This is a genomic window from Njordella calcicola (genome assembly GCF_056494125.1).
Map to the genome: position 1 here is coordinate 2,503,141 of NZ_CM151396.1, position 22,148 is coordinate 2,525,288.

Here is a 22,148-nt window from a genome sequence, read left to right on the forward strand (position 1 = left end):
ACTGAAGTTTAATTACGAGCCATTTCATTGCTGGTGGCAAAGTAGACTTCCATGGCCCCAGCACCCTTTGCCAAGTCATAGACTTCTATCGCATAACCCATCTCAATCGATTCCGACGGATCAACGATGACAGGCAGATCTGCTTTAGCACGAGCCAAGGCGACCAGTCGTAAGCCGATCTCTTTAACGTCAGATATTGATTGCTCGTTCACTTCATAGCGAGGTCTGGGAGAGCCTTCGACGGGAAGGATCTTGATTACAATTTCTTCGCCAGCTTCTTGTACATCTTGCAACCACTGATCGATGCCACTTGCTTGCTGCGACTGCGCTGGCGGTAGATCTGCAAGTGAAGTCGGCATTGATTTCTCGATGCGTTCGAAACTCGCGGTGGCGAGAAAGAATATCAATAGCAAGAAGACCACATCGATCATGGGCGTCATCGCCAATTCAACATCCGCGCGATCGCGATGCTTTTGCCAGCGTCTGCCCATTACCGCGCCTCTCGCTTCATGTCGTAAACGGCAAACACAACATCGGAAATATTCAGCCGGATCAATTCGCTCAACAACGGTGCAACTCGGCCATATGCCGTCGAACTGCTGCAGCGGATGCGAACTTGCAGCTTACCTCCTGCTTCGTCATTCTTGAGCTGCAGCAATCCCGATAACTCGGTTGGTTTAACATCTGCCGCACCGAATCGAACAGTCCCATCATCCAGGAAATTGACCGTGGCGGTTCTTTCCGCGGCGACGATATCTGCTGGCAAAGCATGTTCAGCGATCGGCAAATCCAACCGGACGTGGTTCTCCTGCTTGGAAAGATGGCTGCTAACCAAAAAGAAGATGATCAGCAAAAACGTCACGTCGATCATAGGCGTCATATTGATCGCCACTTGAGACCGACGTATCGAGAATGCTGGGTTGCGCATAATGCGTTACTGGAAGGGTTTATTATACGTTACGAAGCCTTATCAAAGCGTTATCGTAGATTCTTGCCAAGCGAATGAACAGGCGACTTGGAATCGATTTTCATGGGTGTAACTTCCGACGGCGATGGATAGTGTTCTAGATATAGATTGGTGAGTCGAGTGGAGTATGTCAGGACATAACGTTTCCAAATTGTTCGAACAATTTACAAGTTATCACGGCTATTCGCTTGGTTCGGCCTGGAAACTGCATTGTCTTTTCCACGATCCCAAGTATGTTGAGGACCTCTAGTGGGCGCCGTACCTTTGAAAGGTGGCTCTTTGATGCTGATCCAAGCGGGTTTTGATTTTGAGTTTGTCTTTAAAGCGCCAACCGCTTTGGCGTTGATGTTGAATTTACATCCTTCTTTAGATAACCGAGTGCGAGTGGCAGAAAACCTTCGCACGATGCCAGCAGTGCCGCTGCGGCAATATACCGACAATTACGGAAATCGATGCACGCGGGCTTTTGTCCCAGCAGGCACCGTTAAATTTACCAATCACATGGTTGTCGAGGACAGCGGTCTTCCGGATGTGCAAGGCGATGGCGCTTTGCAACACAACCCGCAAGATCTGCCCGACGAAGTGCTCGTATTCCTGTTGGCAAGTCGCTACTGCGAGGTTGACAGTGAGTTGAATAGTTTGGCTTGGTCGCTTTTCGGAAAGCTACCCGCAGGTTGGCCGTTGGTGCAAGCGATCTGCAGCTTTGTCCATAACCACTTGAGATTTGATTACATGCAAGCCAAGTCCACCCGGACCGCGCTGCAAGCGTATCGCGAAAAGACGGGCGTTTGTCGCGACTTCATGCACTTGGCGATTACCCTTTGTCGCTCCGTGAACATACCGGCTCGCTATTGCACTGGTTACTTGGGAGATATTCAAGTTCCCGCTTCTCCATCGCCTATGGACTTTAGTGCGTGGTTTGAAGTTTACTTAGGCGGGCAATGGTTTACCGTGGACGCTCGCCACAACTTTCCCCGCGTTGGAAGATTGCTGATGGCTCGCGGTCGCGATGCGGCGGATGTCGCTTTGATGACTTCCTTTGGTGAGAATCGACTCCAGTTGTTCAAAGTTTGGACTGACGAAATCGCTTCGACACGTTAATTTCGCGCTGTCCGCTTCGCATGCTCGTTTGTCTTTTGCTTGGTAGCTTCTGCGGCTATCGGCTATCGTCATGCATGATTTTCTGCCGATTCACATTTGGAATTGGCTTGGGTATGAGACATGCATAGGCATAACATTGGAAGCTCCACGATTCTTTGATCTGACGTTCTGATCGTTAGACGACCTGTGGGCAACATCTGAATCACTGGACAGAGCCATGAAACGCCACGCAATATTGCTATCACGCAACTGTTGGTTCGCTTTAGTATGTACGATTGCTTCGTCCCCACTGCTGGGACAAGCGACACCCGATCCTATTCGTCAAGAAGCGATTGGTCTCAAGGCTCTGAGTAATGAGGGGATTACGGTCTTGCAAAGCGGTCCGCTGCATGAAGCATTCGCCGAACAAGTCAGCATGGATGCGCAGCAGCAACTAGTCATCAAGGAGCAGCCGCCTGAACCAATCAATGAAATCCCGCCGGACTATCGGCCAGAAGGAGACGGCGTATTCTGGATTTCAGGTTACTGGGGGTGGGACATCAATGAACAGGATTTCGTATGGGTTAGTGGAGTTTGGCGCAGCATTCCACCCGGGCAGGCCTGGAACCCCGGCTATTGGACGCAAGTTGAAGATGGCTGGCTGTGGGTAAGTGGCTTTTGGAGCGACGAAAGCATGGAAGAAATCAGCTTCCTGCCAGCTCCTCCGCAATCATTGGAAGCAGGCCCAAGCAGCGAACAAAGCATTGAAAACCAAGTTTGGATTCCGGGTCACTGGCGGTACATAGAAAACGATTACGCTTGGCAACCAGGCTATTGGGGAGACGGCCGCGATGGCTGGGTGTGGGTTAATGCTAGGTACATCTGGACGCCCAGCGGGTATGTCTATCGCGCTGGCTATTGGGATTACGACTTGCAAGATCGTGGTGTCGTGTTTTGCCCTGTGCTGATCACTCAACCACAACTGGTGCGTCAATATCGGCCAGTCTATGTGGTCGATCTGGGGCCAGCGTTTTTTGCCAACTTATTTGTCAGCCCTCGCTATCATCATTATTACTACGGCAGCTATTATGGCTATCGTGGTAATGATATTGTGCCGTGGGTTACCTATGGCCAACAGTATCAAAATTATGACCCTCTTTTTGCCTCTTACGCGTTTCATCGATCGCGCGTCGGTACGCTTCGGCAGATTGTGCGTTTGCAGCAATACGTTGCCAACACCAATGCAATTCAGCCCAACCGCACCTTGGAGAGGCAAGCCCGTCAATTCGCGAGCTTAAATGAAGACCAACGGGTTATGTTGATGAAGTCGGCAGCCATCGATCAGTTAGCTGCTCTACCACCTGAACAGGGCATGGATCTAAATTTCTTGCCGGTTGACGAAGTGCAACGTGAACAGATCTCAAGCTCGTTGCAACGTTTGCAATCCAATGTCATTCAAAGAGTCGAATCTGAGCGACCTCGCGATGAAAACGATCGCAGCCGCGCGATAATGTCCCGAGACGGGTCCGACCAGTCAGCCGTCAGTGCCGCACGCCCCGATGCAACGCAAAGAGTGCCCGCTCGCCGAAGCGAATATGGACGCGGGATGCTTAACAACCCTCGTTCGAACGAACCTCGCTCTCGCAACCCGTCCGCTTTCAGCCAGAATGATGAACGCACCGAGGAACCTATAGCTCCAGATACAGCGGTTCCGAATCCGGACGCTCGGCCCGCCCCTGGTGGCCGCGGTAATGTGATCGCACCACCTCGACCGGACCAACCGAATCTTCAGCCGGAACGATTGACGCCGGAAGAGATTGCCAGACGAACTAAAGAACTGCGTAGTCGGCAGCCTCGTCCTGGCTACTTCGACCCCAACGGCGGTAATGCCAATCGAGCCGATGACAGTGCATTACCGACGGCTGCAGAGATGCAAACGATGCGTCAGCAGATGCAAGCGGCGCGACGTCGCGGTGATCCGCAAGCCATCGGTGCTCCAGTACCTCCCAACACGCCCGCAGATCGACCTGCAGCACGTGGGGAAGTACCAAATCTGAACCCAAATCCATTAGCTCCGCAGCCTAGAAACGCTAGTCCTCAGCGAAATGCAAACCCGCAGCGGCCCAATCAGCGAGGCAGCGACCAGCAGCCGATGAACCGCGATCGCAATGCTGCTCCGCCAGCTTCACCTGGACAGAGTTCGACGCCGTCGTCGCGCTCGCGCGTGACGGCTCCCGATGCCAAGCCTTCCACGCCAGCCGCTCCGCCAACTCCAGAACAAAAGGCTGCACCGAAGCCTCCAGCACCTGAGGCACCGAGCGCACCTGACCCTAAACCAGCAAAAGAAGATAAGTAAACTGGCAATATGGGTTGGAAAGGCGCGAGCTGCCGGGTCGACGCTCCCATCACCCTGCTAGTTTTTATCCGGACGGCATTGTGCTTCAGCAGTCTACAACCATCGGTTGCTGCTGCGTCGCGCAGTGCACCGCCCCTAAGCCCCAGATTAGATCCGACGCATCAAAAGGTACTACGGTACGATCAGGGAACTCATTTTTCAAAATCTGTATGGCTGCGTCATCACTGCGACGAAATCCAAACGTTGGAACAACCACGATGGAGTTTGCCAGATAAAAATTGCAGTAGCTTTCCGGCACTCGTTTAGTCCCGATATATCGCGGGGGAGGCGTCGGCAGCGTGACAATTTCTAACTTTCGATCCATAGCGTCGGTCAGTTGCCGCAAGCAGTGGTACTGTGCATCCAGTTTGGCATAGTTTTCATCTTCGCCGACTTCGCTGATCGCGGCAACCACGCGGCCAGGCCGCGTGAAACGCACCAGTTGATCGATGTGACTATCGGTATCGTCGCCTGCAAGCCCGCCGCCGTCGACCCATAGGATTTTGCGGACGCCCAATTGTTTGCAGAGTTCCCGCTCCACTTCTTCGCGGTTGAAATTCGGATTGCGAGTGGCCGCCATCAGGCAACTGCTGGTGGTCAGCAAAGTCCCTTCGCCATCGGTTTCCAGCCCGCCGCCTTCGCAGGTGAGCCGACTGGGACTGAGAGGACAGCCAACTATTTCTGCGATTCGTCCAGCGTTCTTTGCGTCTTCATCCCATGGCGGCCACTTCCCCCCCCACGCATTGTATTGCCAATCAACAGCCACCAACGTGTGTTGCTGTAGATCTCGGACGAAGGTCGGGCCATAGTCACGGATCCAGACATCGTTGGTGAGGGTAGGATGCACAACGACGTTGGGAAGATGGTCTAAGTGGGCGTTGGCTCGCTGTAACGTTTCATCCTGGCCCCCCAAGACGTGGACCGTTTCCACCTCCGCAATGATTTGAATCATTCGCTGAAAGGCTGGTTCAATCGGATCGAAGCGTCCAGGCCAGGTATCTTCATTATGCGGCCAAGCGATCCAGGTCGCGGCATGTTGCGTCCATTCCGCTGGCCAAAATCGATCGGTCGACACTGTGACGTCGCTCATAGATGCGTTGCTTTCGGTTCGTTGTCGATCCAGCGTTTGCAGAGGTTGGAATACTCGTCAATCCTACGGTCGCGAAAAAATGGCCAATGCGTGCGAGCGGCATTGATGAGCGACAAGTCGCAATCGACTATCACAATTTCTTCTTTGATATGGCTTGCGCGATGCATTAAGTTACCGTACGGATCATAGGCGAACGAGCCGCCCCAGAATTCTAGTTCCGATTCATGACCTACGCGATTAGCCGCACCGACAAACAAACCATTGGCGATCGAGTGTGACCGCATCATCGTTTCCCACGATGCTTGTTGGCTGGGGCCAACGGTGTCTTTGTCCGTGCGTGACCAACCGATGGCTGTTGGGTAAAGCAAAATTTCGGCACCGCGCAAAGCGAACAGCCTAGCTGCTTCGGGATACCATTGATCCCAGCACACTCCCACCCCCAGCGTCGCGAACTTCGTTTTTGCGACGGTGAAGCCGGTGTCTCCGGGAGTAAAGTAGAATTTCTCGTAATACAGCGGGTCGTCAGGAATATGCATCTTGCGATAAAAGCCTGTCATTTGGCCATCGACATCGAACACGACCGCGGTGTTGTGATAAAGCCCGTGCGCTCTGCGTTCAAACAGCGAGCCTGTGACGACGACGCCGTACTTGGCGGCCGTATCAGACATGGCCTGTGAAGTCGGCCCTGGGATCGGCTCGGCCCAATCGAATCGATCGTGGTCTTCCGACTGACAAGGGTACTGACCAGGAAACAGCTCTTGAAGACAAATGATGTTTGCACCCGCATCGGCGGCTTCTTCAACTCGCTCCAGCGCTTTACCAACATTCGTTTGGCGATCTTCGCCACAAGACATCTGGACGAGGGCAAGTTTAATGATGCTCATGGCTCTCCACTCACAGTCAACTGCAAAGACTTAACCGTAAACGATTCGCCTTCAAATGGCTAGTGTGCTGACCGCGTGAATCTTGACCTATTCGTCCACCGCGGGCCCCGCCAAATCGCCAGTCAAACTCTGACGATGTGCGTTTGCTACCAACACAAAGCGTTCGAAAACTGTCGGATCGTCAAAATCCAGCATGGCCAGGCGTTCTCGGGAAAGGTACTACGTCTCGGATATTCCCCATCGCCGTGACATATTGCACCATGCGTTCCAACCCCAATCCAAAGCCAGCATGCGGAACCGAGCCATACCGCCTTAGGTCCAAGTACCACCAATACTCGCTGGGGTTTAGGCCGCTGGAGGTCATACGATTTTCGAGCACATTGAGCCGTTCTTCGCGTTGTGAACCGCCGATAATCTCACCCACCCCTGGAACCAAGACATCCATCGCCCGTACTGTTTTTCCGTCTTCGTTCATCTTCATGTAGAACGCTTTGATATCTTTGGGATAATCCGTCAGGACCAACGGACCTTGTACATGCTTTTCGGTCAAATAGCGTTCGTGCTCCGCTTGCAAATCCAAGCCCCAGGCCACGGGGTGTTCGAACTTGTGGCCAGAGCTTTCTAGAATTGCCACTGCGTCGGTATAGGTCATTCGTTCAAACGGCTTATCGACGACTTGCTGCAAGCGCTGCGTCAATCCATTTTCATACTGCTTGTCAAAGAACTCGATATCCTCATCACATTCTTCCAAAACATCGCGGACTAAACGCTTGAGGTAGGACTCGGCTAAGATGATGTTGTCGTCCAGATCGAAGAAAGCGGCCTCTGGTTCGATCATCCAGAATTCTGCCAGATGGCGAGAGGTGTTTGAGTTCTCAGCGCGGAAGGTCGGGCCAAATGTGTAGATCTTACCCATAGCGCAGGCGTAGATCTCCCCTTCCAGTTGTCCACTGACGGTCAGATAAGTATTCCTTTGAAAGAAATCCGCCGACATATCGACGCGGCCATCTTTCTTAGGCACGTTATCTAGTGGCAGTGTGGTGACGCGAAACATTTGCCCGGCGCCTTCGCAATCGCTCGCGGTAATGATCGGTGTATGAATGTAGAAGAACCCGTTCTCTTGGAAGAACTGGTGAGTCGAAAAACTTAACCGATTGCGAACGCGCATGACTGCACCGATCGTATTTGTACGGGGCCGTAGATGCGACCACTCGCGCAGCTTATCCAACGTATGTCGTTTCTTCTGCAGTGGGTAGGTCTCGGGATCTGCATTACCAATCAAGGAGTAGTAGTCGCACTGCAACTCGACTGCTTGTCCACCCCCTTGGCTTTCCACCAGCAGACCGCGAACCTCGACCGATGCGCCGGTATGGGACAGCAGGACTTCGCTTTCGTAATTGGACAAGGCTGCGGGGGCAACGGCTTGCAGGTTGGCCAAGCACGAGCCGTCGTTGATTTCCAGAAAACTGAAGCCCCCTTTGGAATCGCGACGCGTTCGCAGCCATCCGCGAATCGTGACATGTTGGTCGATGAAGGCTCCCTGGCGAGCGGCTTGAACGGAAATATTCTTTGATTTTGTCATGAGCGCGTAAGCTGCTTGTCTGGCAATGAAAATAGGAAACGTGATCGAAACTGCTTACCAAAAGTGGCAGATTGTAGCGATCGTATCGGTTAAAGTTTTCCGCTTGTCCCGTTTTGATCGAAAAACGTCTTTGTTTTCTTAAAGATCTTCTCTACCAATGCTGGCTTTGCTAAACCTATGTCAAAACACTGACCTATATATTCTGGAAAATTGATGGTCAGCAGTTCAAGGTCAAACGGCAATTTTGTGTCTGGAGAGGAACTGTCCGGATGGCCGCTGACAAAAACAACCGAAGTGGTAGTCAAAAAACCCGAGTTTTCTAGCCTTTTGGTTCCAGAGCACCTACAATGGAGCAGCGGACTGTGGAGGAACGCCAGTTGCAACGACAATTGGAACCGTCCACGTGCGTGCGAATCAATCGCGTGAGAAACTGCAGGGAAGGCAATTACCCGTTACTAGTACCTTCGTTCGCAGAATAGATCGATGATGAAACGCCGAGTTCAGATAGCTTTAACATCTGTCGCTTGTCTTTCCATGATGGCGCCCCCTCATGGAGTGTGGGCTGACTGCTGCACGCCAGCGCCTGCTTGCGATGTGCAAACCATTTACACTCAAAAACCGGTGACTCGGTACCGAGTGGAATATCAAGAAGTCACCGAGATGCGCGAACGTGTCTCGTATAAACCTGTCGTCGAAGAAGTGGTCGAAACACGGCGACACACCGTTTCCAAACCTGTCAAGGAAACGTCCACTTACCAGCAGGAATACACGATTCGTGAGCCTGTCTACACGACTGAACTGGTAGATGATTCGTACACAACGTGGGAAACGGTTACGGAAACTTCGCAACGTGTCGAGAACTACACGACTTACAAACCTGTAACCGAAACCCAGTATCGCACCGAACGTTACATGGTGCAAAAGCCGGTTACGGAGACTTCGTATAAGACGGAGGATTACGTTGTCCAGCGTCCCGTCACCGAGACCGCTTACCAAACCGAAAATTATCTGGTGCAACGTCCCGTCGTTGAGACGTCATACCAAACGCAGCAATACGCCGTCCAACGTCCGGTTGTGGAAACATCGTATGTTACCCAGAACTACATGGTCCAGCAACCTGTCACGCAGACCTCCTATCAAGCACAGAATTACATCGCATATCAGCCTGTCACGACCAATCAAACGGCAGTGGTGAATAACGGCCAGTATGTTGCTCAAAACGTGGTCCAACCTGGTGATACCACTTACAAGTTGCGTTTGATGCGCGGTGGCTTGAACTACAACCAAACCAGTGGCCAGACAGCGTATCGTCCAGGTGGCTTGGGCTGGGTGCCTTATCAATCAGCGCCTTCGGTGACGACCCAAGTTCAGTATCAACCGAATTATCAACTGGTAACCGTGCCGCAAACGACCTTGGTCCCGCAAGTGGTCCAGCAGCAGGTTCCTGTCACGACGACAACCATGCAATCTCAAGTTGTCCAGCAGCAGATGCCGGTACAAACCACGCGGATGCAGACCGAGTACGTGCAGCAACAAGTCCCTGTGCAAACAACTCGCATGGAAAGCCAAGTAGTCCAGCAGCAAAAGCCCGTCACTACGACGCGCATGGAGCAGCAGGTCATGCAGCGGCAAATTCCGGTGCAGACGACGCGTTATGAAAATCAAGTGGTCGAGCAGCAGGTTCCCGTTCAGATCCAACGCATGGAAGCTGTACAAGAGCAGCGTACGGTTCCTGTAACGGTCCAAAAGCAAGTCCCTCGCAAAGTCGAACGAACCAAGTCCGTTCAACGTGTGACCTACGTCGACAAAAAATATGTGCGTGAAGTCCCTGTAGAAAAGACTGTTTACAAGCAGGAAGTAGTCGAAACGCCAGTTACCGTCCGCAAGGTTCGCTACGAAAAAGTTGTTGAATTGGTTCCTGTGCGTGTGCGTCGTGCGGTTCCTGTCGCTTATGAAGTGATGGTGAACGTGCCAACGCAAGTGATCACATCTTCGCGTTTGGATTACTTTGATCCTTATGCAGCGTCGATTGCTGTTGGCGGATCTCGATTTTCCCCAGTTGCCGATCCTGCTGCCGATGCAACTCCGCGAACGGCAAGTCGCGTCGACTATGATAATGCGAGTACTCCTGCTCGACCGGAGATCACTGGCGTACGAACGCAACCTACCGTAGACCAAGAAGAGTCGCTACCATCGGGCGGACAAGCCCGCGATACCAATGGCGAAACCGCCGGTGAACTCGATTTTGATTTTGGTACTCCCTAGGGAACTTCTCTGATGGCCCACACTAGTAGGCACACAATTCCAGTGTGCCTACTGCCGTTTCTGCCCTGGGCTCTAAACGAGGCGCCTTGCTATCTCGCGCAGCTTCACTAAGCTTTACGGTTTCGAGTGTTCCTTCCACTTTGAGCGGACGCGGTTAGCTGCGGTGAGCAAAAAGAAATCCAATCCAACTCAGAGTTCGCCTGCGAAGCCGGCCAAGAAAAAAGAGCCTGCTCAGCCTGCGAAATCAATTGCAGACAATCGCAAAGCGAGGCACGAGTACCAAATTCTTGAGTCGGTGGAATGCGGATTGGTGCTGCGCGGAACCGAAGTCAAATCGTTGCGAACCGGTAAATGTTCGCTAGACGAAGCGTATGGACGTGTTCGCGATGGCGAATTGTGGCTGGTGGGCTGTGATATCCCCGAGTACAAGCAAGCCGTGTACTGGAATCATGAACCTAAGCGTCCGAGAAAACTGCTTTTGCATCGACGGGAATTGAACCGCTTCGTCGGAAAAACGAAAGAGAAGGGGCTAACGCTCGTTCCGCTCAAACTTTATTTCAATGAACGCGGTTTGGCGAAGTGCTCGTTAGGACTTTGCAAAGGTTTGCAATTGCACGACAAACGGCAAGTGCTGAAAAAGAACGAAGCGCGACGTGAAATTGAACGCGCTGTGCGACGACGAGTGCCGTAAGATAACTCTGGTGATTGGAAGTCACATGCTGCTGGTTGAAAATTTGATCAAGAACTACCGCGATCCTGATGGCGGTACCGTGCCCATTTTAAAAGTCGATCGCTTTTCATTGGATGCTGGGCAGCAAATGGTTTTGCGAGGTGCCAGTGGCTGCGGAAAGACCACTTTCCTCAACATTCTCGCAGGTATCTTGGCGCCCGATAGTGGCCAAGTTGTCTTCGATAACGTGAACATCTGCAAATTGAGCGAAGGGGGCCGCGACCGCTATCGCGCGGCCAAGATCGGCTACGTTTTCCAAACATTCAATTTGCTAGATGGATTTACCGCGTTAGAAAATGTTCGGCTGGGTATGTCGTTTGGCAAACGAAAACACGACCTTACTCGTGCCACCAGTCTACTGGAACGCGTTGGGCTGAGTGATCGCATGCAGCATCGCCCCAAACAGCTTTCTGTGGGCCAGCAACAACGAGTCTCAGTCGCTCGAGCTCTTGCCAACAAGCCTCGGTTGTTGTTAGCAGACGAACCGACTGCGAACGTCGACCCAGCAAACCAACAAATCATCATCGACTTGATGCGCAGCGTTTGCCAGGAAGAAAACGTTGCCCTGCTCATGGTCACACACTCGCAAGAGGTATCAACTCAGTTCCCGACCGTGATTCACTTTGAAGAGCTCAATCAAGTCATGGGGCAAACAGCAGGAAGCATTGCATAATGAACTTAATTCAAATCGCCTGTCGCAATCTTCAACACCGTAGCTTGGCTAGTATTCTGACAATCCTTTCGATGGCCTTAGGCGTTGGGTTGTGCGTAATCGTTTTAGGTATCTCTGGAATCATTAACAGTTCTTTGGAACGCAACAGCAACGTTGGCTATAATTTGATCGTTGGTTCCAAAGGCAGTGGCACGCAACTGGTTTTTAACACCGTCTTTTACTTGAGCCAACCGATCGAGAATCTGAAGTACGATTACTTCATGGACTTTCTGACCAAGGAACAACGTGTCGCTCTGAAGCAACGCGTCGAAGGGAAAGAGCCTACGGATGAGTCGAATGGACGGTATGCGTTTCTGCTAGGCGGAGGCTTTGCTATTCCCGTTTGCTTAGGAGACTTTATCGACGAATTTCGATTGGTCGCAACGACTCCGGAATTCTTTGAGAAGCTACGATATGGCGACGCGGCGGATCAAGAATACAAGTTTTCTGCTGGCCGAAACTTCTTGGAACAATCGCCCGAGCACGGCTTTTTTGAAGCGGTTGTGGGTAGCCAAGTCGCTCAAAAACTAAATTTGAAAGTTGGCGATAAGATCTATGCCTCGCACGGCCCGGATGGCTTCTCTCATGATGAAGATCCTTTCGAAGTCGTCGGCATTTTGGAAGCGACCGGAACACCGAATGATCGAGCGGCGTTCGCCAATATTGAAGGCTTCTTCCTGCTGGAAGGACACGTTGCACCCGACCGCGACGAAAGCGGTATGGAACTGGCTACCAAACCAGACGAAGCAACTCAAAAGGCAATGACCACCAAATCAACTCGGTTACCCATCGAGCGACGTGAGGTCACGGCTATTCTTGTCAAACATGGTCCTATGGGAGTCGGGCTTGCAAGATCTATTAACAAGACCAAGTTTGCTCAGGCTGTATCGCCCATCTCTGAAATCACGCAGTTGTTAGAATTCTTTGTTAAACCGATTCAGTTGACTTTACTGATGTTGACGTTGCTAGTTTGCTTGGTCAGCGCGGTCAGTATTTTGGTTAGCATTTATAACAGTATGAACGAGCGAACTCGCGATATTGCTATCATGCGCGCGTTGGGAGCTTCGCGAGACCAGGTCATGCTGATCATTTTTTGTGAGTCGCTGTTGATCACGGCCATTGGAGCCATGCTTGGTTTCTTCGGTGGCAAGTTGCTTGCCTTTGCCTTAAGCCCCTTGGTGGAAGCACGCCTTGGGATCAGAATCCCATTCATGTCAATGAGCATGCCGTGGGAACCAGTGGTGATCGGGATTTTGATTTTGGTGGGAACCTTTGCAGGACTCATACCCGCAATCATCGCCTACAGAACTAACGTCGCAAAGAACTTGTAGTGCGAGTAAGGTCGTAACAGGCACACCAGATTGAATTGATGCCCGCACAATGGCAGACCGGCAAGTAGAAAGGTTGCGGCGTACGCGGGTCGCTCCAATGCTATTGTTAGCAAAGCAACTCAAAAGACAATTAAGTGCATCGTAGAACTCCAACGCAGGTTCGTGCTACTTTGCAAATTCTGCTGCGAACGCTTGGCTGCTCAGTGGCTGACCGGTTGCCTGTTTGACCATCTCTGGCCAAGCAAGTGTTCGGCCCAGCGAAAAAACATGGTCTTTCAAATAGGCGCCTACTCGCGGATCGTCCCAGTAGATAACCCCGTTTGGCTCGGCCGACTGATAGAGGTCCTTCGCGATGGCAGCGTGCAATTGGCAAGCGAACAATTCGCCCATCAAATAGTTGTGATAGTATACCGGTGCTGATACGACGTGTATCTTACTGGCGTAATCTGGAGCACTACGGTCCGGCGGTTGACGCAGCATTTGGTACTTGCTGACCAAATCCCACCATAATTGATTTAAGTCCTGATCCGGATTCTCATACATTGCCTTTTCAAATCGAAACATGACTTGGCACCATCGTGAAAAGATCAGCAGCTTGTTGCGACGCGTTGCAGCAGCCACTTGATCAAATTTGACTGGGGCATCGACCGCAATGCCCATAGCTGCTAACCAGCGACTACTGCCAGCGAATCTTTCGAACATCATCGCCATGCCTTCGGTCGCTAAGATGTGGGCATCTGTTCGAACGAGATACGGCAAGTCGGCTGGAATGTTCTTGCTGCTGTACACGGCATGGCCCAACTCATGCAGCATGGTCGACATCCAATATTCGTTGGGCACAATGTTCGCCAGCACGCGAACGTCTCCTTTGCGGTCGATGTCAGTACAAAAGGCATGTGGGCTCTTACCGCTTTTTTCGTACAGATCGCTGCGAGCCAGTACGTCATCGATCGGCAAATCAATTCCTTGATAGAACTTGCGACATACTTTCTGAATGTCCGCTGTCGCGAAAGGCGCGTCCAAATCCACTTCGTAAATCGAAGGGGGTTCTTAGAAGAAAGGATCGTGATAATGCCAAGGAAATAGCTCACTGACCGCTACGCCATACCGCTGCGACAATTCAAGGTCGATTTCTGATTTCACAGCCTTAAACGGCTCGGCAGTTAGCTGATCCAATTCATCGAACAACGCAAGAATCTGATCAGGTGATTGTTCATTCAAGTGCAACATCATCGCCTGGTAGTTGGCAAAGCCCAGCTTCATGGCCGCAGAGTTTCGCAGACGAACCAAATCGCGCAGAGAGTCGGCAATCACGCTGCCGACTGCCTTGCTGGCCAGCCAGACTCGACGACGATAGTCGCTGTCGCGACTCTCCAACAAGATTGTCCTCACTTCACTATCGGTCATCTGTTTCGAATCAACCGAAGCACGATAGATATTGAACGCTTTCTCAATAGAGTTCGCTTTTGCAACCATTTGTGCTAGCAACTCTTGGTCAACTTGTTTCTCCAAATGCAGCAAGTACAGCAAATGCACTTGTCGTTTCAGAATCGCGTCGTACCAACGTTGGTCTTGATTTAAAGTTTTGAGCGTGGCAAAGCGATCAGAATTTGCTAGAGCTTGATCATAAGCATTTTGAGCTTTCTCCTTTGCCGCAAATGCTTCATCGGTGCCTGTGGTATTCGCTTCCCACCAAGCCAAGTTGACAGCATGTTCTAACGGTAAAACCGTTTGTTCGTACTCAGTAATCACGGCGGTCGCCAACGCCTTGAGTTCGCTGGTCGATTGGTTTGCGATCGTTGATTCATTCTGAGCGGGAGCAGGTGACGGCATGCTGGCCATGATTACCGTGATCAAAAGCAGGCGAAGGGACATTGGTTTCTCGCTTGTTAGATGTAAAAGATAAGCGGTCAGAACCGGCCCGCCATTCTTGCAGGCGGACCGGAGGAAGCATGCGCGATGGTAACCGGTTCTCTAGACAGTTGCCGGTTTGACTTTTTCGTTCGTAGCAATCGACTTGTAGATCGCTTCGATGGCCAGCAAGTCCTTCAAGCCTTCTTCGCCTGGAACTCGGTTCGGTTCATCCAGCAGGATGGTCTTGGCGAATGCATCCATCTCCACTGCGAACTGGTCTACTGCGGGCGCTTCAATCGCTCCGCGGTTCGTTCGTCCTTGCACGCCCGTGTAATTGTAAGCAGGATCTAAGCCAAACTCACCGCGATCTGCATAGGCGCGGAAGCGGTTGATCCCATTAAAGGCATACGTCGTGTTGCAATTTGCTAGGACGCCGGATGGAAATTTCATCGACCAAGCGATCGTCTCGTCAACTTCGGCAAACTTCACAGGATCTGTTTTCGTTTCTTGAGCGGAGATTTCGACTGGCTCTTCTGCTGTTAGCATCCGACAAGTTTGCAAAGCGTAGATGCCAACGTCCATCAACGCACCACCACCCGCAAGGTCTTTGCGCAAACGCCATTGTTTGGGATCGCCTGCTTTAAATCCAAAGCCAGCATCGATAAACTTCAGTTCGCCGAATGATTTCTTGTGAGCGTACTCTTTGCATGCCAGATGATGCGGCTCAAACTGGCATCGATACCCAATCCCTAGATGGCGATTGGCATCTTTGCAAGCAGCGATCATTTCGCGGCATTCTTGCGATGAATTGGCCATTGGTTTTTCGCAGAAAACGTGTTTACCCGCCTTGGCCGCGCGAATGACGAACTCTGGATGCATGCTGTTGGGCAGCACAATGTAAATCACATCCACCGTGTCATCGTTGGCGATTTTGTCGAAGGATTCATAGTTGTAGATGTGGTCCTGGCCGATTCCATATTTGTCCGACCAAATTTTTTCTTTCTCAGGGGTCCCCGTGACGACGGCCGTTAACTTACAATGCTGACTGTTTAACAGACCAGGCGCAATCTGATTTGTGCTCAGACTGCCCAGCCCCACCAACGCCCAGCCCAGTTTTTTGTCTTCAGCACCGAAGGTTCGGCTGCTGAAATAACCACCTGCGGCCACACCCGCCGCGATGCCCGCTGACAATGTTTTTACGAACTGACGTCGATCCGATGATTGTGACATGTTGATTACCTCGATAATCGTGAAGATGTAGTAGATAAGACCTGCGGTCATTGTACAACAAACCCTTCCTACTGAGATATGGTGCTCCCATGCAGAAAATTATTTACCGCTCGCTGCTAGTTTTTTCCCTGGCCACTATTGGTTCGCTTCGCGGCACTTCCACCACGGTCGCTCAGGTTCCGGAAGCAAACTACGACGAATCCAAGGTCAAAATTGAAAACTTGCCCGACGTCATGAAAGGGGCTGACGGCCAATCGCTCAGTCGTCCTGACCAATGGCCTGCTCACCGCGAGTACTTGGTCCAGCAGCTTGGCGAATTCGTCTACGGCTTCGCTCCCAACGAACCAGCGGAACTGAAATCGGAAGTGGTTAGCCAAGGGCAACTAAAAGATTCCAAGATCCGCTTCCGCGAAATTGATTTGACTGTCAGTCGCAACGCTCGCTCGCATTCGATGGGGCTGGTGTTGTTCTTGCCGCCTGAAGGCCAAGCCATCCGAGGTTGCTTCTTGATGCCGAACTTCCAAGGTAATCATGCTCTGACCAACGACGCGCAAATTCGTATCACCAAATCTTGGGTCCGCAATAACAAAGAATCTGGGGTGACGGAGAATCAATCTACCGAGGCTAGCCGTGGAGCTGCAGCGAGACGCGCTCCCATTGATCTAATCACCAGTCGCGGGTACGTGCTGGCGTCGATTTACTATGGCGATATCGACCCCGATTTCGATGACAATTTCGAGAACGGAGTCCACGCTTTATATCCTGACCACCGCTGCAGTGCCGAGCATCCTAATCGATGGGGAAGCATCGCCGGTTGGGCCTGGGGCTTGTCTCGCTGCATGGACTACATCGAACAAGTTCAGGAAGTCCCTGCGGATAAGGTCGCAATTATCGGGCATTCACGGTTAGGCAAGACCGCGCTGTGGGCCGGTGCGACCGACACGCGTTTTGCAGCCGTCTTCTCCAACAATTCTGGCTGCGGGGGGGCAGCTCTCTCGCGTCGCGAGTTCGGGGAAACCGTGTGGCGCATCAATACCGCTTTCCCACATTGGTTCAACGACAACTTTCCAAAGTACAACGCAGATCCGGCTCAGTTGCCAGTCGACCAACATATGTTGATCGCAGCGATTGCACCGCGACCAGTCTATGTTGCAAGCGCCACCAATGATCGTTGGGCCGATCCCACCGGCGAGTACCTGTCGGCATTCTTGGCCAACGGCGTCTATGAAATGGTTGGCAAAAAGGGATTGCCGTCGGCCACGCCCCCTGCACCAGGGCAATCGGTCGGGGACTCCATCGGCTATCATCTTCGCGAAGGCGATCATGACCTGCTAGCGGAGGACTGGTCGCATTATATGGATTTCACCGATCGGCATTGGAAGTAACCTAGCCTATGTGTCCCGCCGTGCAAGCTTGAGGCTTGCGTGGCAGCTTCCTGTGCAATTTTCAATGCATGTTGCCAGGACCATTACGTTGCCAGAACGCTGCGAATCAAACTACGCGGTACACCAATCGGTTGCACGACGACTTGGCCAAGATAACATTGAGCCGCATCTGCTTGGAAACCAATTTTGGAGGCTGCGAACGTTAACGTCGCCTCCGCTCGGAAACAAGCGGAGTCAGTATCGCCTGTGTCTGCATCCATTCCAGTGGGAATATCGAGCGCAATTCGAAAGGCGGCGCTGGACGCAACCGACGCTAGCACCGCTCGCATATTGGAGCGCAGCGGCAGACTCGCTCCGGTCCCCAACAATGCATCAATCAACGTGTCCTGGGCTGTAAGTGGATTAATTAAGCTCAACAATGTCGAGCCGTTCGGATTCTCGATAACTTGGATCGCTGGAATCGTATCGACTATGCGCAAGTTATGAAGCGCATCTCCGCGGATCTTGGCTCGGTCGGCGATCAAGACAATCGTCACCTGAAAACCAGCATACTCTAAATGGCGAGCGACCACGAAGCCATCGCCTCCATTGTTGCCGGGACCGCATAATAGAACGACTCGGCCGGGCTTGCGATGAGCACAAATCCAAGCTGCCGCATTCGCTCCCGCATTTTCCATCAGTTGCAACGAATGTATGGAGTGTTGCGAGACGGCTAATTGATCGATCAATTGCAACTGGCGTCGATTGGCGAATTCACTCATACGGATTTTGCAGTGGGATTGAGGAGAGAGTCAACTAAAATTAGGATGCTGTTACGATACATATCAAAGCCGGGATCAAGTCTGCTCCCATCATCGCGTTGATTATTTTAATCGATCTGTTCGAATGATTCGCTGCCAAACGATAGTAAAGAACCAATGCGAATTCCACCAAAATCACGCTTAAACGTGCACCCCTTGGCCGAAAAGCGGAAGTACTTTGGAGCCTACATTGGTACCGATCCTTGGCATTGCCTGCGCTGGAGACAAGCTTGTGAATCTATGTGCGATTTACACTGGCAGTTGAATGTGATGGACGATATCTCGCATGATATTGCCCACGCTAATCGTGAATTACTGACGGCAATCCTGCTGCGTTCCGAGCAGAGTGCTTTGACACCATGTCTACCAACGAATCCAGCGCTGGACGTGCTGGTTACCAAACAAACTCAGGCGAGCGGTACGTCCGCTCGTGGTCAAGGTTGGAACCGAATTTCCTTCGCGGTGATTGATCTACCAGGATGCGACTTGGACCAAGAGGTGTTTAGCCGCTTGGGAAAACTGCTGCAACGACTGACCGACGAAGGCGCCCAATTCGCGGCCGCCGGTTCGCTCACAACACGTCCGGTCATCATGGTAAGTTTGCGGGAAGTATTGCTGAGTGTGCAACCTTGGCTGATGACCTTGGGAGTAGACCTCGTGATGAACCGAGACGGCGACGTAAGCAACGTGGTCGCCCGAATAGTCGAGTGACCTCCAGTATCATGTAGCGGCCGTCGCTTAGCGCGAAAACTACCGACGTTCAGATGGCTTGTCGACTACCGTCCCAGAACTGGGCGGTCAACTTCATTAGCATTTGTCCGCTGCCGCAAGTGCTTCTTCCAAAGTTGAATAAGCCATAAATGGAGCGTTTGCATTATTAGGATTTGGAATCAATCGGCAGAGTGTGAAAACTTCTCGTACATTTTCCTGAAGTTCGCAGAGCGCAATCTGAGAGACACTCGATTCGCGTCGAACTGCGAGGAATGCCAGGAATCCAATCGACGCTATGAACTCAACAAGTCCCAAATCAATAACTACGTTTGACGGTTGATGCTCGGCGATTGCATCAAGCAAACTCTTTTTGATCTCTTGGACTTGTTCCAGTTCTCTCAGCTTCGGCACGTTGAGCTTGGCTATTAATACTCTTCCTTGACTCTCGATTGTTAGTTGCGTTGACGACGGCGCGTTCATGCGATTCAGCTTTCCATTTACAAAAGTAAGTGTTACGGGAAAATTGCAACGTGCTCTAGCAATCTAACCATCTGTGAGAATGAGTGAGATTCGCATCCGGGATCTGAACGGACATCATCGGGGGGGGAGAAATCAACGTTCAACAGGCATTTTGCGATAGGTATCGAACCGGCACGCGACCCACGCTTTAAAGTACGTCGAGGCATCAGTATATAGTGAACATGTTGGGTTTTGAAGTCTAAAGCTCTCCACATCAGGGCAAGTCAGATACTTACATTGCGCATTAGCAGAAACGCGATAGCATCGGTTCTTTAGCAGACACGCGATAGCGTCGGTTCTCTCGGAAACCGTGAGCTATTGCTCAACGGCAAATTTGCCTAAATTCAAAAAATGATTTGCCCTGGGCATTCACGTTGTGTGGTAGCTATGCCAATCGACGCATTATATACTCCAAGATCCGAAGTCGGCATTCTCTCAAATAAACCATTCACCGCTGGAGTCCACTGTGAAAGATAGAAACACAAAAAAAGTCGTCGCTCGCTTGTTTCGAGAGGCTAGGAGAACGTTGTTTTGTGTGTCGTTATCGTCAGCGTGCTTTCTCTCGCTGCTAACGCCAGCGATATCTCAGGAAGCGGCCAGTCAAAACGTCGCAAATGAGAGCGGTACCAGGGACGCCATGACGCCAATTGAAATCCCTGCTCAGCCTGACGCCATTGAGTTGGGGACAGGGCCACTGCCCGACGCCGAAACGCCCGAGTCGTGGCACAGTCAGTACGGAAGTAAGTTTGCGCGCAACGTTACAGTGGCTACGTTGACGCCATTTCTACCTGATCCTTCGAATGCGACTGGCGCGGCTGTGATTGTTGCACCAGGGGGAGGTTTCAGAACGTTGTCAATGGAGAATGAGGGTTGGCAGGTCGCCGAGGCGCTCGCCGCCAAAGGCGTGGCGGCTTTTGTGCTCAAGTATCGACTTAATCAGACCGCGGCCGATCTCAAGGAGTTCGCTAATCCGACTACACCCCGGACCGGGAGTGGTCCGCGTTCGGCGCGGGCTACACCCGCCGAGATGACCGCTCGTATCGCACCGCAAGTCGCCGACGCAAACGCCGCGTTCGCTCTGATCCGTAAGAATGCCGAGAAATGGCACGTGGATCCTGACCGCATCGGTATGATTGGCTTTTCCGCTGGCGCAATGCTCACCATGACTACAACGTTAAGCGGCGGGGAAGCAAAACCCGCGTTCATCGCCAGCATCTATGGCGGCCTGAATGCGGTCGAAGTTCCCGCCGACGCGCCACCCCTCTTCGCAGCCATCGCAGCCGATGACCCGCTTTTTCCAGTTGGCTTCGGTCTGATCGAGAACTGGCGTAAAGCAAATCGCCCTGTTGAATTGCATTACTACGAACAAGGTGGTCACGGCTTCGGCATGTACCAGAAAACCACCACCAGTACAGGCTGGTTCGATGCCTATGTACGTTGGCTCGGAATGCATGGTTATCTGAAGCCCGCGACCTAGCCGCAAAGTGTCTGCCATCGATTGGGCTCGAGCAACGTCTGTCAAAACCAGAACACGCTTCTGCACCGAAGCGAACTCGCAATAGGATTGGTGCGCTAAGAGCGATTGACCATTCTCCTGCCCCCATTCTATTGCCCAGTCTTTTCCATGGGATTGGTGCGCTGAGGCAATCCTAACTGCGCGCATGTCCGATTGGGGCTTGTCCCTGTCGGACACCGCTTGGGAGTTCTAGACAGCGTGCCCAATGGAATCTTCTGCTATAGCCAGGCGGGGACCCTCGCGAACTTAGCACACCAATCCTGTTGCGACGCGTTGGGGCAAGCCCAACGGTCGCGCAGAACAACCGTCTCACCAACAAAAAACGCGACTGATTCGTCAGTCGCGTTTCATCGAATATCCCGGTGAGCTACCAAACACGTTTAGTAGCGATCTCGACCGCGATCTCCACGATCGCCGCGGTCTCCACGATCACCACGGTGGCCTCCTCCGCCGCCGCCGCCTCCACCTCGGTACTCACCACCGCCGCCACCGCCTCGGTATTCACCACCGCCGCCACCGCCTCGGTATTCACCACCGCCGCCGCCGCCGCCGCCGCGGAATTCGCGACGAGGTGGCTGGTCCGTTCTCGGACGCGCTTCGTTGATTGAAACTCTTCGACCAGCAATTTCTTGTTGGTTCAATGCCGTGATTGCCGATTGTGCTTCGTCACTATTTGCCATCTCGACAAATGCGAACCCTCGAGAACGACCAGTGTCGCGGTCCATAATAATACTGACCTTGGAAACTGATCCATATTGCTCAAATGCTGAGCGAATTTCGTCTTCCGTCGCGCGGTACGAAAGATTTCCGACGTATATATTCGTCACCGAACCAAACCTTAATACAAAACCTGCTTGCAATGATCAAGCAGCACTCACATTTGGAGACGCATCTGTCGAAACCCGCTCTGTTTCCGGAAGGCAACGCCGAGGAAGGTCAGAAAAAAGCTCCATAGATAGCGTCTCCGGAAACCGGCACCAGAGCGTCAACCACGATCCCCAGCATCCTGTGCAAATCGCACCGGAATGCCATCAGCGGCTGGCCGCTTGTCGCCACACACCGCCGAATTATCAACAACCCCGATTCCAAAGTCAACA

General features: G+C 52.1%; 20 protein-coding genes. 9 read left to right on the plus strand and 11 right to left on the minus strand.

Annotated elements, in window-relative coordinates:
• Positions 1 to 8: 8 nt before the first annotated feature.
• Entirely contained in the window at positions 9 to 491 is a 483-nt protein-coding gene (locus tag SH302x_RS09400; RefSeq protein ID WP_479368471.1) for an ExbD/TolR family protein, read from the minus strand.
• Complete coding sequence (locus tag SH302x_RS09405) at positions 491 to 928, minus strand: ExbD/TolR family protein (RefSeq protein ID WP_479368472.1); 438 nt, start codon at positions 926 to 928, stop codon at positions 491 to 493. Before SH302x_RS09405 ends, SH302x_RS09400 begins: the two co-directional genes overlap by 1 nt.
• A 288-nt stretch (positions 929 to 1,216) precedes the next feature.
• Here SH302x_RS09405 and SH302x_RS09410 point away from each other — a divergent pair, with 288 nt between their 5' ends.
• Entirely contained in the window at positions 1,217 to 2,068 is an 852-nt protein-coding gene (locus tag SH302x_RS09410; RefSeq protein WP_479368473.1) for a transglutaminase-like domain-containing protein, read from the plus strand.
• Positions 2,069 to 2,285: 217 nt separating this feature from the next.
• Positions 2,286 to 4,403 carry a YXWGXW repeat-containing protein gene (locus SH302x_RS09415; RefSeq protein ID WP_479368474.1) on the plus strand — a complete coding sequence of 706 codons (2,118 nt, stop codon included), beginning with the start codon at positions 2,286 to 2,288 and terminating at the stop codon, positions 4,401 to 4,403.
• A gap of 85 nt (positions 4,404 to 4,488) precedes the next feature.
• Here the strand turns inward: SH302x_RS09415 and SH302x_RS09420 are convergent, their stop codons facing one another.
• From SH302x_RS09420 to asnS, 3 genes are all read right to left on the minus strand, one after another.
• Entirely contained in the window at positions 4,489 to 5,532 is a 1,044-nt protein-coding gene (locus SH302x_RS09420; RefSeq protein WP_479368475.1) for an agmatine deiminase family protein, read from the minus strand.
• On the minus strand, positions 5,529 to 6,416 hold the full coding sequence (locus SH302x_RS09425) for a carbon-nitrogen hydrolase (protein WP_479368476.1): 888 nt from the start codon (positions 6,414 to 6,416) through the stop codon (positions 5,529 to 5,531). Before SH302x_RS09425 ends, SH302x_RS09420 begins: the two co-directional genes overlap by 4 nt.
• A gap of 181 nt (positions 6,417 to 6,597) precedes the next feature.
• A complete protein-coding gene (gene asnS, locus SH302x_RS09430) occupies positions 6,598 to 7,998 on the minus strand; it encodes an asparagine--tRNA ligase (protein WP_479368477.1) in 1,401 nt (466 codons plus the stop codon).
• Positions 7,999 to 8,481: 483 nt separating this feature from the next.
• Between asnS and SH302x_RS09435 the strand changes: the two genes are divergently transcribed.
• The 4 genes from SH302x_RS09435 to SH302x_RS09450 all read left to right on the plus strand — a co-directional run bounded on the left by SH302x_RS09435 (position 8,482) and on the right by SH302x_RS09450 (position 13,036).
• Entirely contained in the window at positions 8,482 to 10,263 is a 1,782-nt protein-coding gene (locus SH302x_RS09435; protein ID WP_479368478.1) for a hypothetical protein, read from the plus strand.
• Positions 10,264 to 10,426: 163 nt separating this feature from the next.
• Positions 10,427 to 10,954 (plus strand): SsrA-binding protein SmpB, encoded by a 528-nt coding sequence (smpB, locus tag SH302x_RS09440; protein ID WP_479368479.1) that lies wholly within the window; start codon positions 10,427 to 10,429, stop codon positions 10,952 to 10,954.
• The gene (locus SH302x_RS09445) at positions 10,917 to 11,666 is read left to right on the plus strand and encodes an ABC transporter ATP-binding protein (protein ID WP_479368480.1); all 750 of its coding nucleotides are present in this window, start codon (positions 10,917 to 10,919) and stop codon (positions 11,664 to 11,666) included. The genes smpB and SH302x_RS09445 overlap by 38 nt, the downstream gene beginning before the upstream one ends.
• The gene (locus SH302x_RS09450; protein WP_479368481.1) at positions 11,666 to 13,036 is read left to right on the plus strand and encodes an ABC transporter permease; all 1,371 of its coding nucleotides are present in this window, start codon (positions 11,666 to 11,668) and stop codon (positions 13,034 to 13,036) included. Before SH302x_RS09445 ends, SH302x_RS09450 begins: the two co-directional genes overlap by 1 nt.
• Before the next feature lie 165 nt (positions 13,037 to 13,201).
• Here the strand turns inward: SH302x_RS09450 and SH302x_RS09455 are convergent, their stop codons facing one another.
• From SH302x_RS09455 to SH302x_RS09465, 3 genes are all read right to left on the minus strand, one after another.
• Positions 13,202 to 14,059 (minus strand): M2 family metallopeptidase, encoded by an 858-nt coding sequence (locus tag SH302x_RS09455; protein WP_479368482.1) that lies wholly within the window; start codon positions 14,057 to 14,059, stop codon positions 13,202 to 13,204.
• A gap of 27 nt (positions 14,060 to 14,086) precedes the next feature.
• Entirely contained in the window at positions 14,087 to 14,911 is an 825-nt protein-coding gene (locus SH302x_RS09460; protein WP_479368483.1) for a M2 family metallopeptidase, read from the minus strand.
• Between the two features lie 99 nt (positions 14,912 to 15,010).
• Entirely contained in the window at positions 15,011 to 16,171 is a 1,161-nt protein-coding gene (locus SH302x_RS09465; RefSeq protein WP_479368484.1) for a Gfo/Idh/MocA family protein, read from the minus strand.
• Between the two features lie 38 nt (positions 16,172 to 16,209).
• Here SH302x_RS09465 and SH302x_RS09470 point away from each other — a divergent pair, with 38 nt between their 5' ends.
• On the plus strand, positions 16,210 to 17,505 hold the full coding sequence (locus tag SH302x_RS09470) for an alpha/beta hydrolase family protein (RefSeq protein ID WP_479368485.1): 1,296 nt from the start codon (positions 16,210 to 16,212) through the stop codon (positions 17,503 to 17,505).
• Positions 17,506 to 17,588: 83 nt separating this feature from the next.
• On the opposite strand, the gene SH302x_RS09475 is transcribed toward SH302x_RS09470, so the two are convergent.
• On the minus strand, positions 17,589 to 18,266 hold the full coding sequence (locus SH302x_RS09475; protein ID WP_479368486.1) for an NAD(P)H-hydrate epimerase: 678 nt from the start codon (positions 18,264 to 18,266) through the stop codon (positions 17,589 to 17,591).
• Positions 18,267 to 18,422: 156 nt separating this feature from the next.
• Here SH302x_RS09475 and SH302x_RS09480 point away from each other — a divergent pair, with 156 nt between their 5' ends.
• Entirely contained in the window at positions 18,423 to 19,016 is a 594-nt protein-coding gene (locus SH302x_RS09480; protein ID WP_479368487.1) for a hypothetical protein, read from the plus strand.
• Between the two features lie 96 nt (positions 19,017 to 19,112).
• On the opposite strand, the gene SH302x_RS09485 is transcribed toward SH302x_RS09480, so the two are convergent.
• Positions 19,113 to 19,496 (minus strand): STAS domain-containing protein, encoded by a 384-nt coding sequence (locus SH302x_RS09485; protein ID WP_479368488.1) that lies wholly within the window; start codon positions 19,494 to 19,496, stop codon positions 19,113 to 19,115.
• Between the two features lie 505 nt (positions 19,497 to 20,001).
• On the opposite strand from SH302x_RS09485, the gene SH302x_RS09490 reads away from it, so the two are divergent.
• Complete coding sequence (locus tag SH302x_RS09490) at positions 20,002 to 21,012, plus strand: alpha/beta hydrolase (protein WP_479368489.1); 1,011 nt, start codon at positions 20,002 to 20,004, stop codon at positions 21,010 to 21,012.
• Between the two features lie 419 nt (positions 21,013 to 21,431).
• Here the strand turns inward: SH302x_RS09490 and rbp are convergent, their stop codons facing one another.
• Entirely contained in the window at positions 21,432 to 21,878 is a 447-nt protein-coding gene (gene rbp, locus SH302x_RS09495; RefSeq protein ID WP_479368490.1) for an RNA-binding regulator, read from the minus strand.
• Positions 21,879 to 22,148 lie beyond the last annotated feature (270 nt).

Excerpts from the sequence above, each read along its gene's own strand:
- SH302x_RS09400 (WP_479368471.1), bottom strand. The coding sequence starts at position 491 with ATGGGCAGACGCTGGCAAAAGCATCGCGATCGCGCGGATGTTGAATTG.
- SH302x_RS09405 (WP_479368472.1), bottom strand. The coding sequence starts at position 928 with ATGCGCAACCCAGCATTCTCGATACGTCGGTCTCAAGTGGCGATCAAT.
- SH302x_RS09415 (WP_479368474.1), top strand. The coding sequence starts at position 2,286 with ATGAAACGCCACGCAATATTGCTATCACGCAACTGTTGGTTCGCTTTA.
- SH302x_RS09420 (WP_479368475.1), bottom strand. The coding sequence starts at position 5,532 with ATGAGCGACGTCACAGTGTCGACCGATCGATTTTGGCCAGCGGAATGG.
- SH302x_RS09425 (WP_479368476.1), bottom strand. The coding sequence starts at position 6,416 with ATGAGCATCATTAAACTTGCCCTCGTCCAGATGTCTTGTGGCGAAGAT.
- asnS (WP_479368477.1), bottom strand. The coding sequence starts at position 7,998 with ATGACAAAATCAAAGAATATTTCCGTTCAAGCCGCTCGCCAGGGAGCC.
- SH302x_RS09435 (WP_479368478.1), top strand. The coding sequence starts at position 8,482 with ATGATGAAACGCCGAGTTCAGATAGCTTTAACATCTGTCGCTTGTCTT.
- SH302x_RS09450 (WP_479368481.1), top strand. The coding sequence starts at position 11,666 with ATGAACTTAATTCAAATCGCCTGTCGCAATCTTCAACACCGTAGCTTG.
- SH302x_RS09460 (WP_479368483.1), bottom strand. The coding sequence starts at position 14,911 with ATGTCCCTTCGCCTGCTTTTGATCACGGTAATCATGGCCAGCATGCCG.
- SH302x_RS09465 (WP_479368484.1), bottom strand. The coding sequence starts at position 16,171 with ATGACCGCAGGTCTTATCTACTACATCTTCACGATTATCGAGGTAATC.
- SH302x_RS09470 (WP_479368485.1), top strand. The coding sequence starts at position 16,210 with ATGCAGAAAATTATTTACCGCTCGCTGCTAGTTTTTTCCCTGGCCACT.
- SH302x_RS09475 (WP_479368486.1), bottom strand. The coding sequence starts at position 18,266 with ATGAGTGAATTCGCCAATCGACGCCAGTTGCAATTGATCGATCAATTA.
- SH302x_RS09480 (WP_479368487.1), top strand. The coding sequence starts at position 18,423 with ATGCGAATTCCACCAAAATCACGCTTAAACGTGCACCCCTTGGCCGAA.
- SH302x_RS09485 (WP_479368488.1), bottom strand. The coding sequence starts at position 19,496 with ATGAACGCGCCGTCGTCAACGCAACTAACAATCGAGAGTCAAGGAAGA.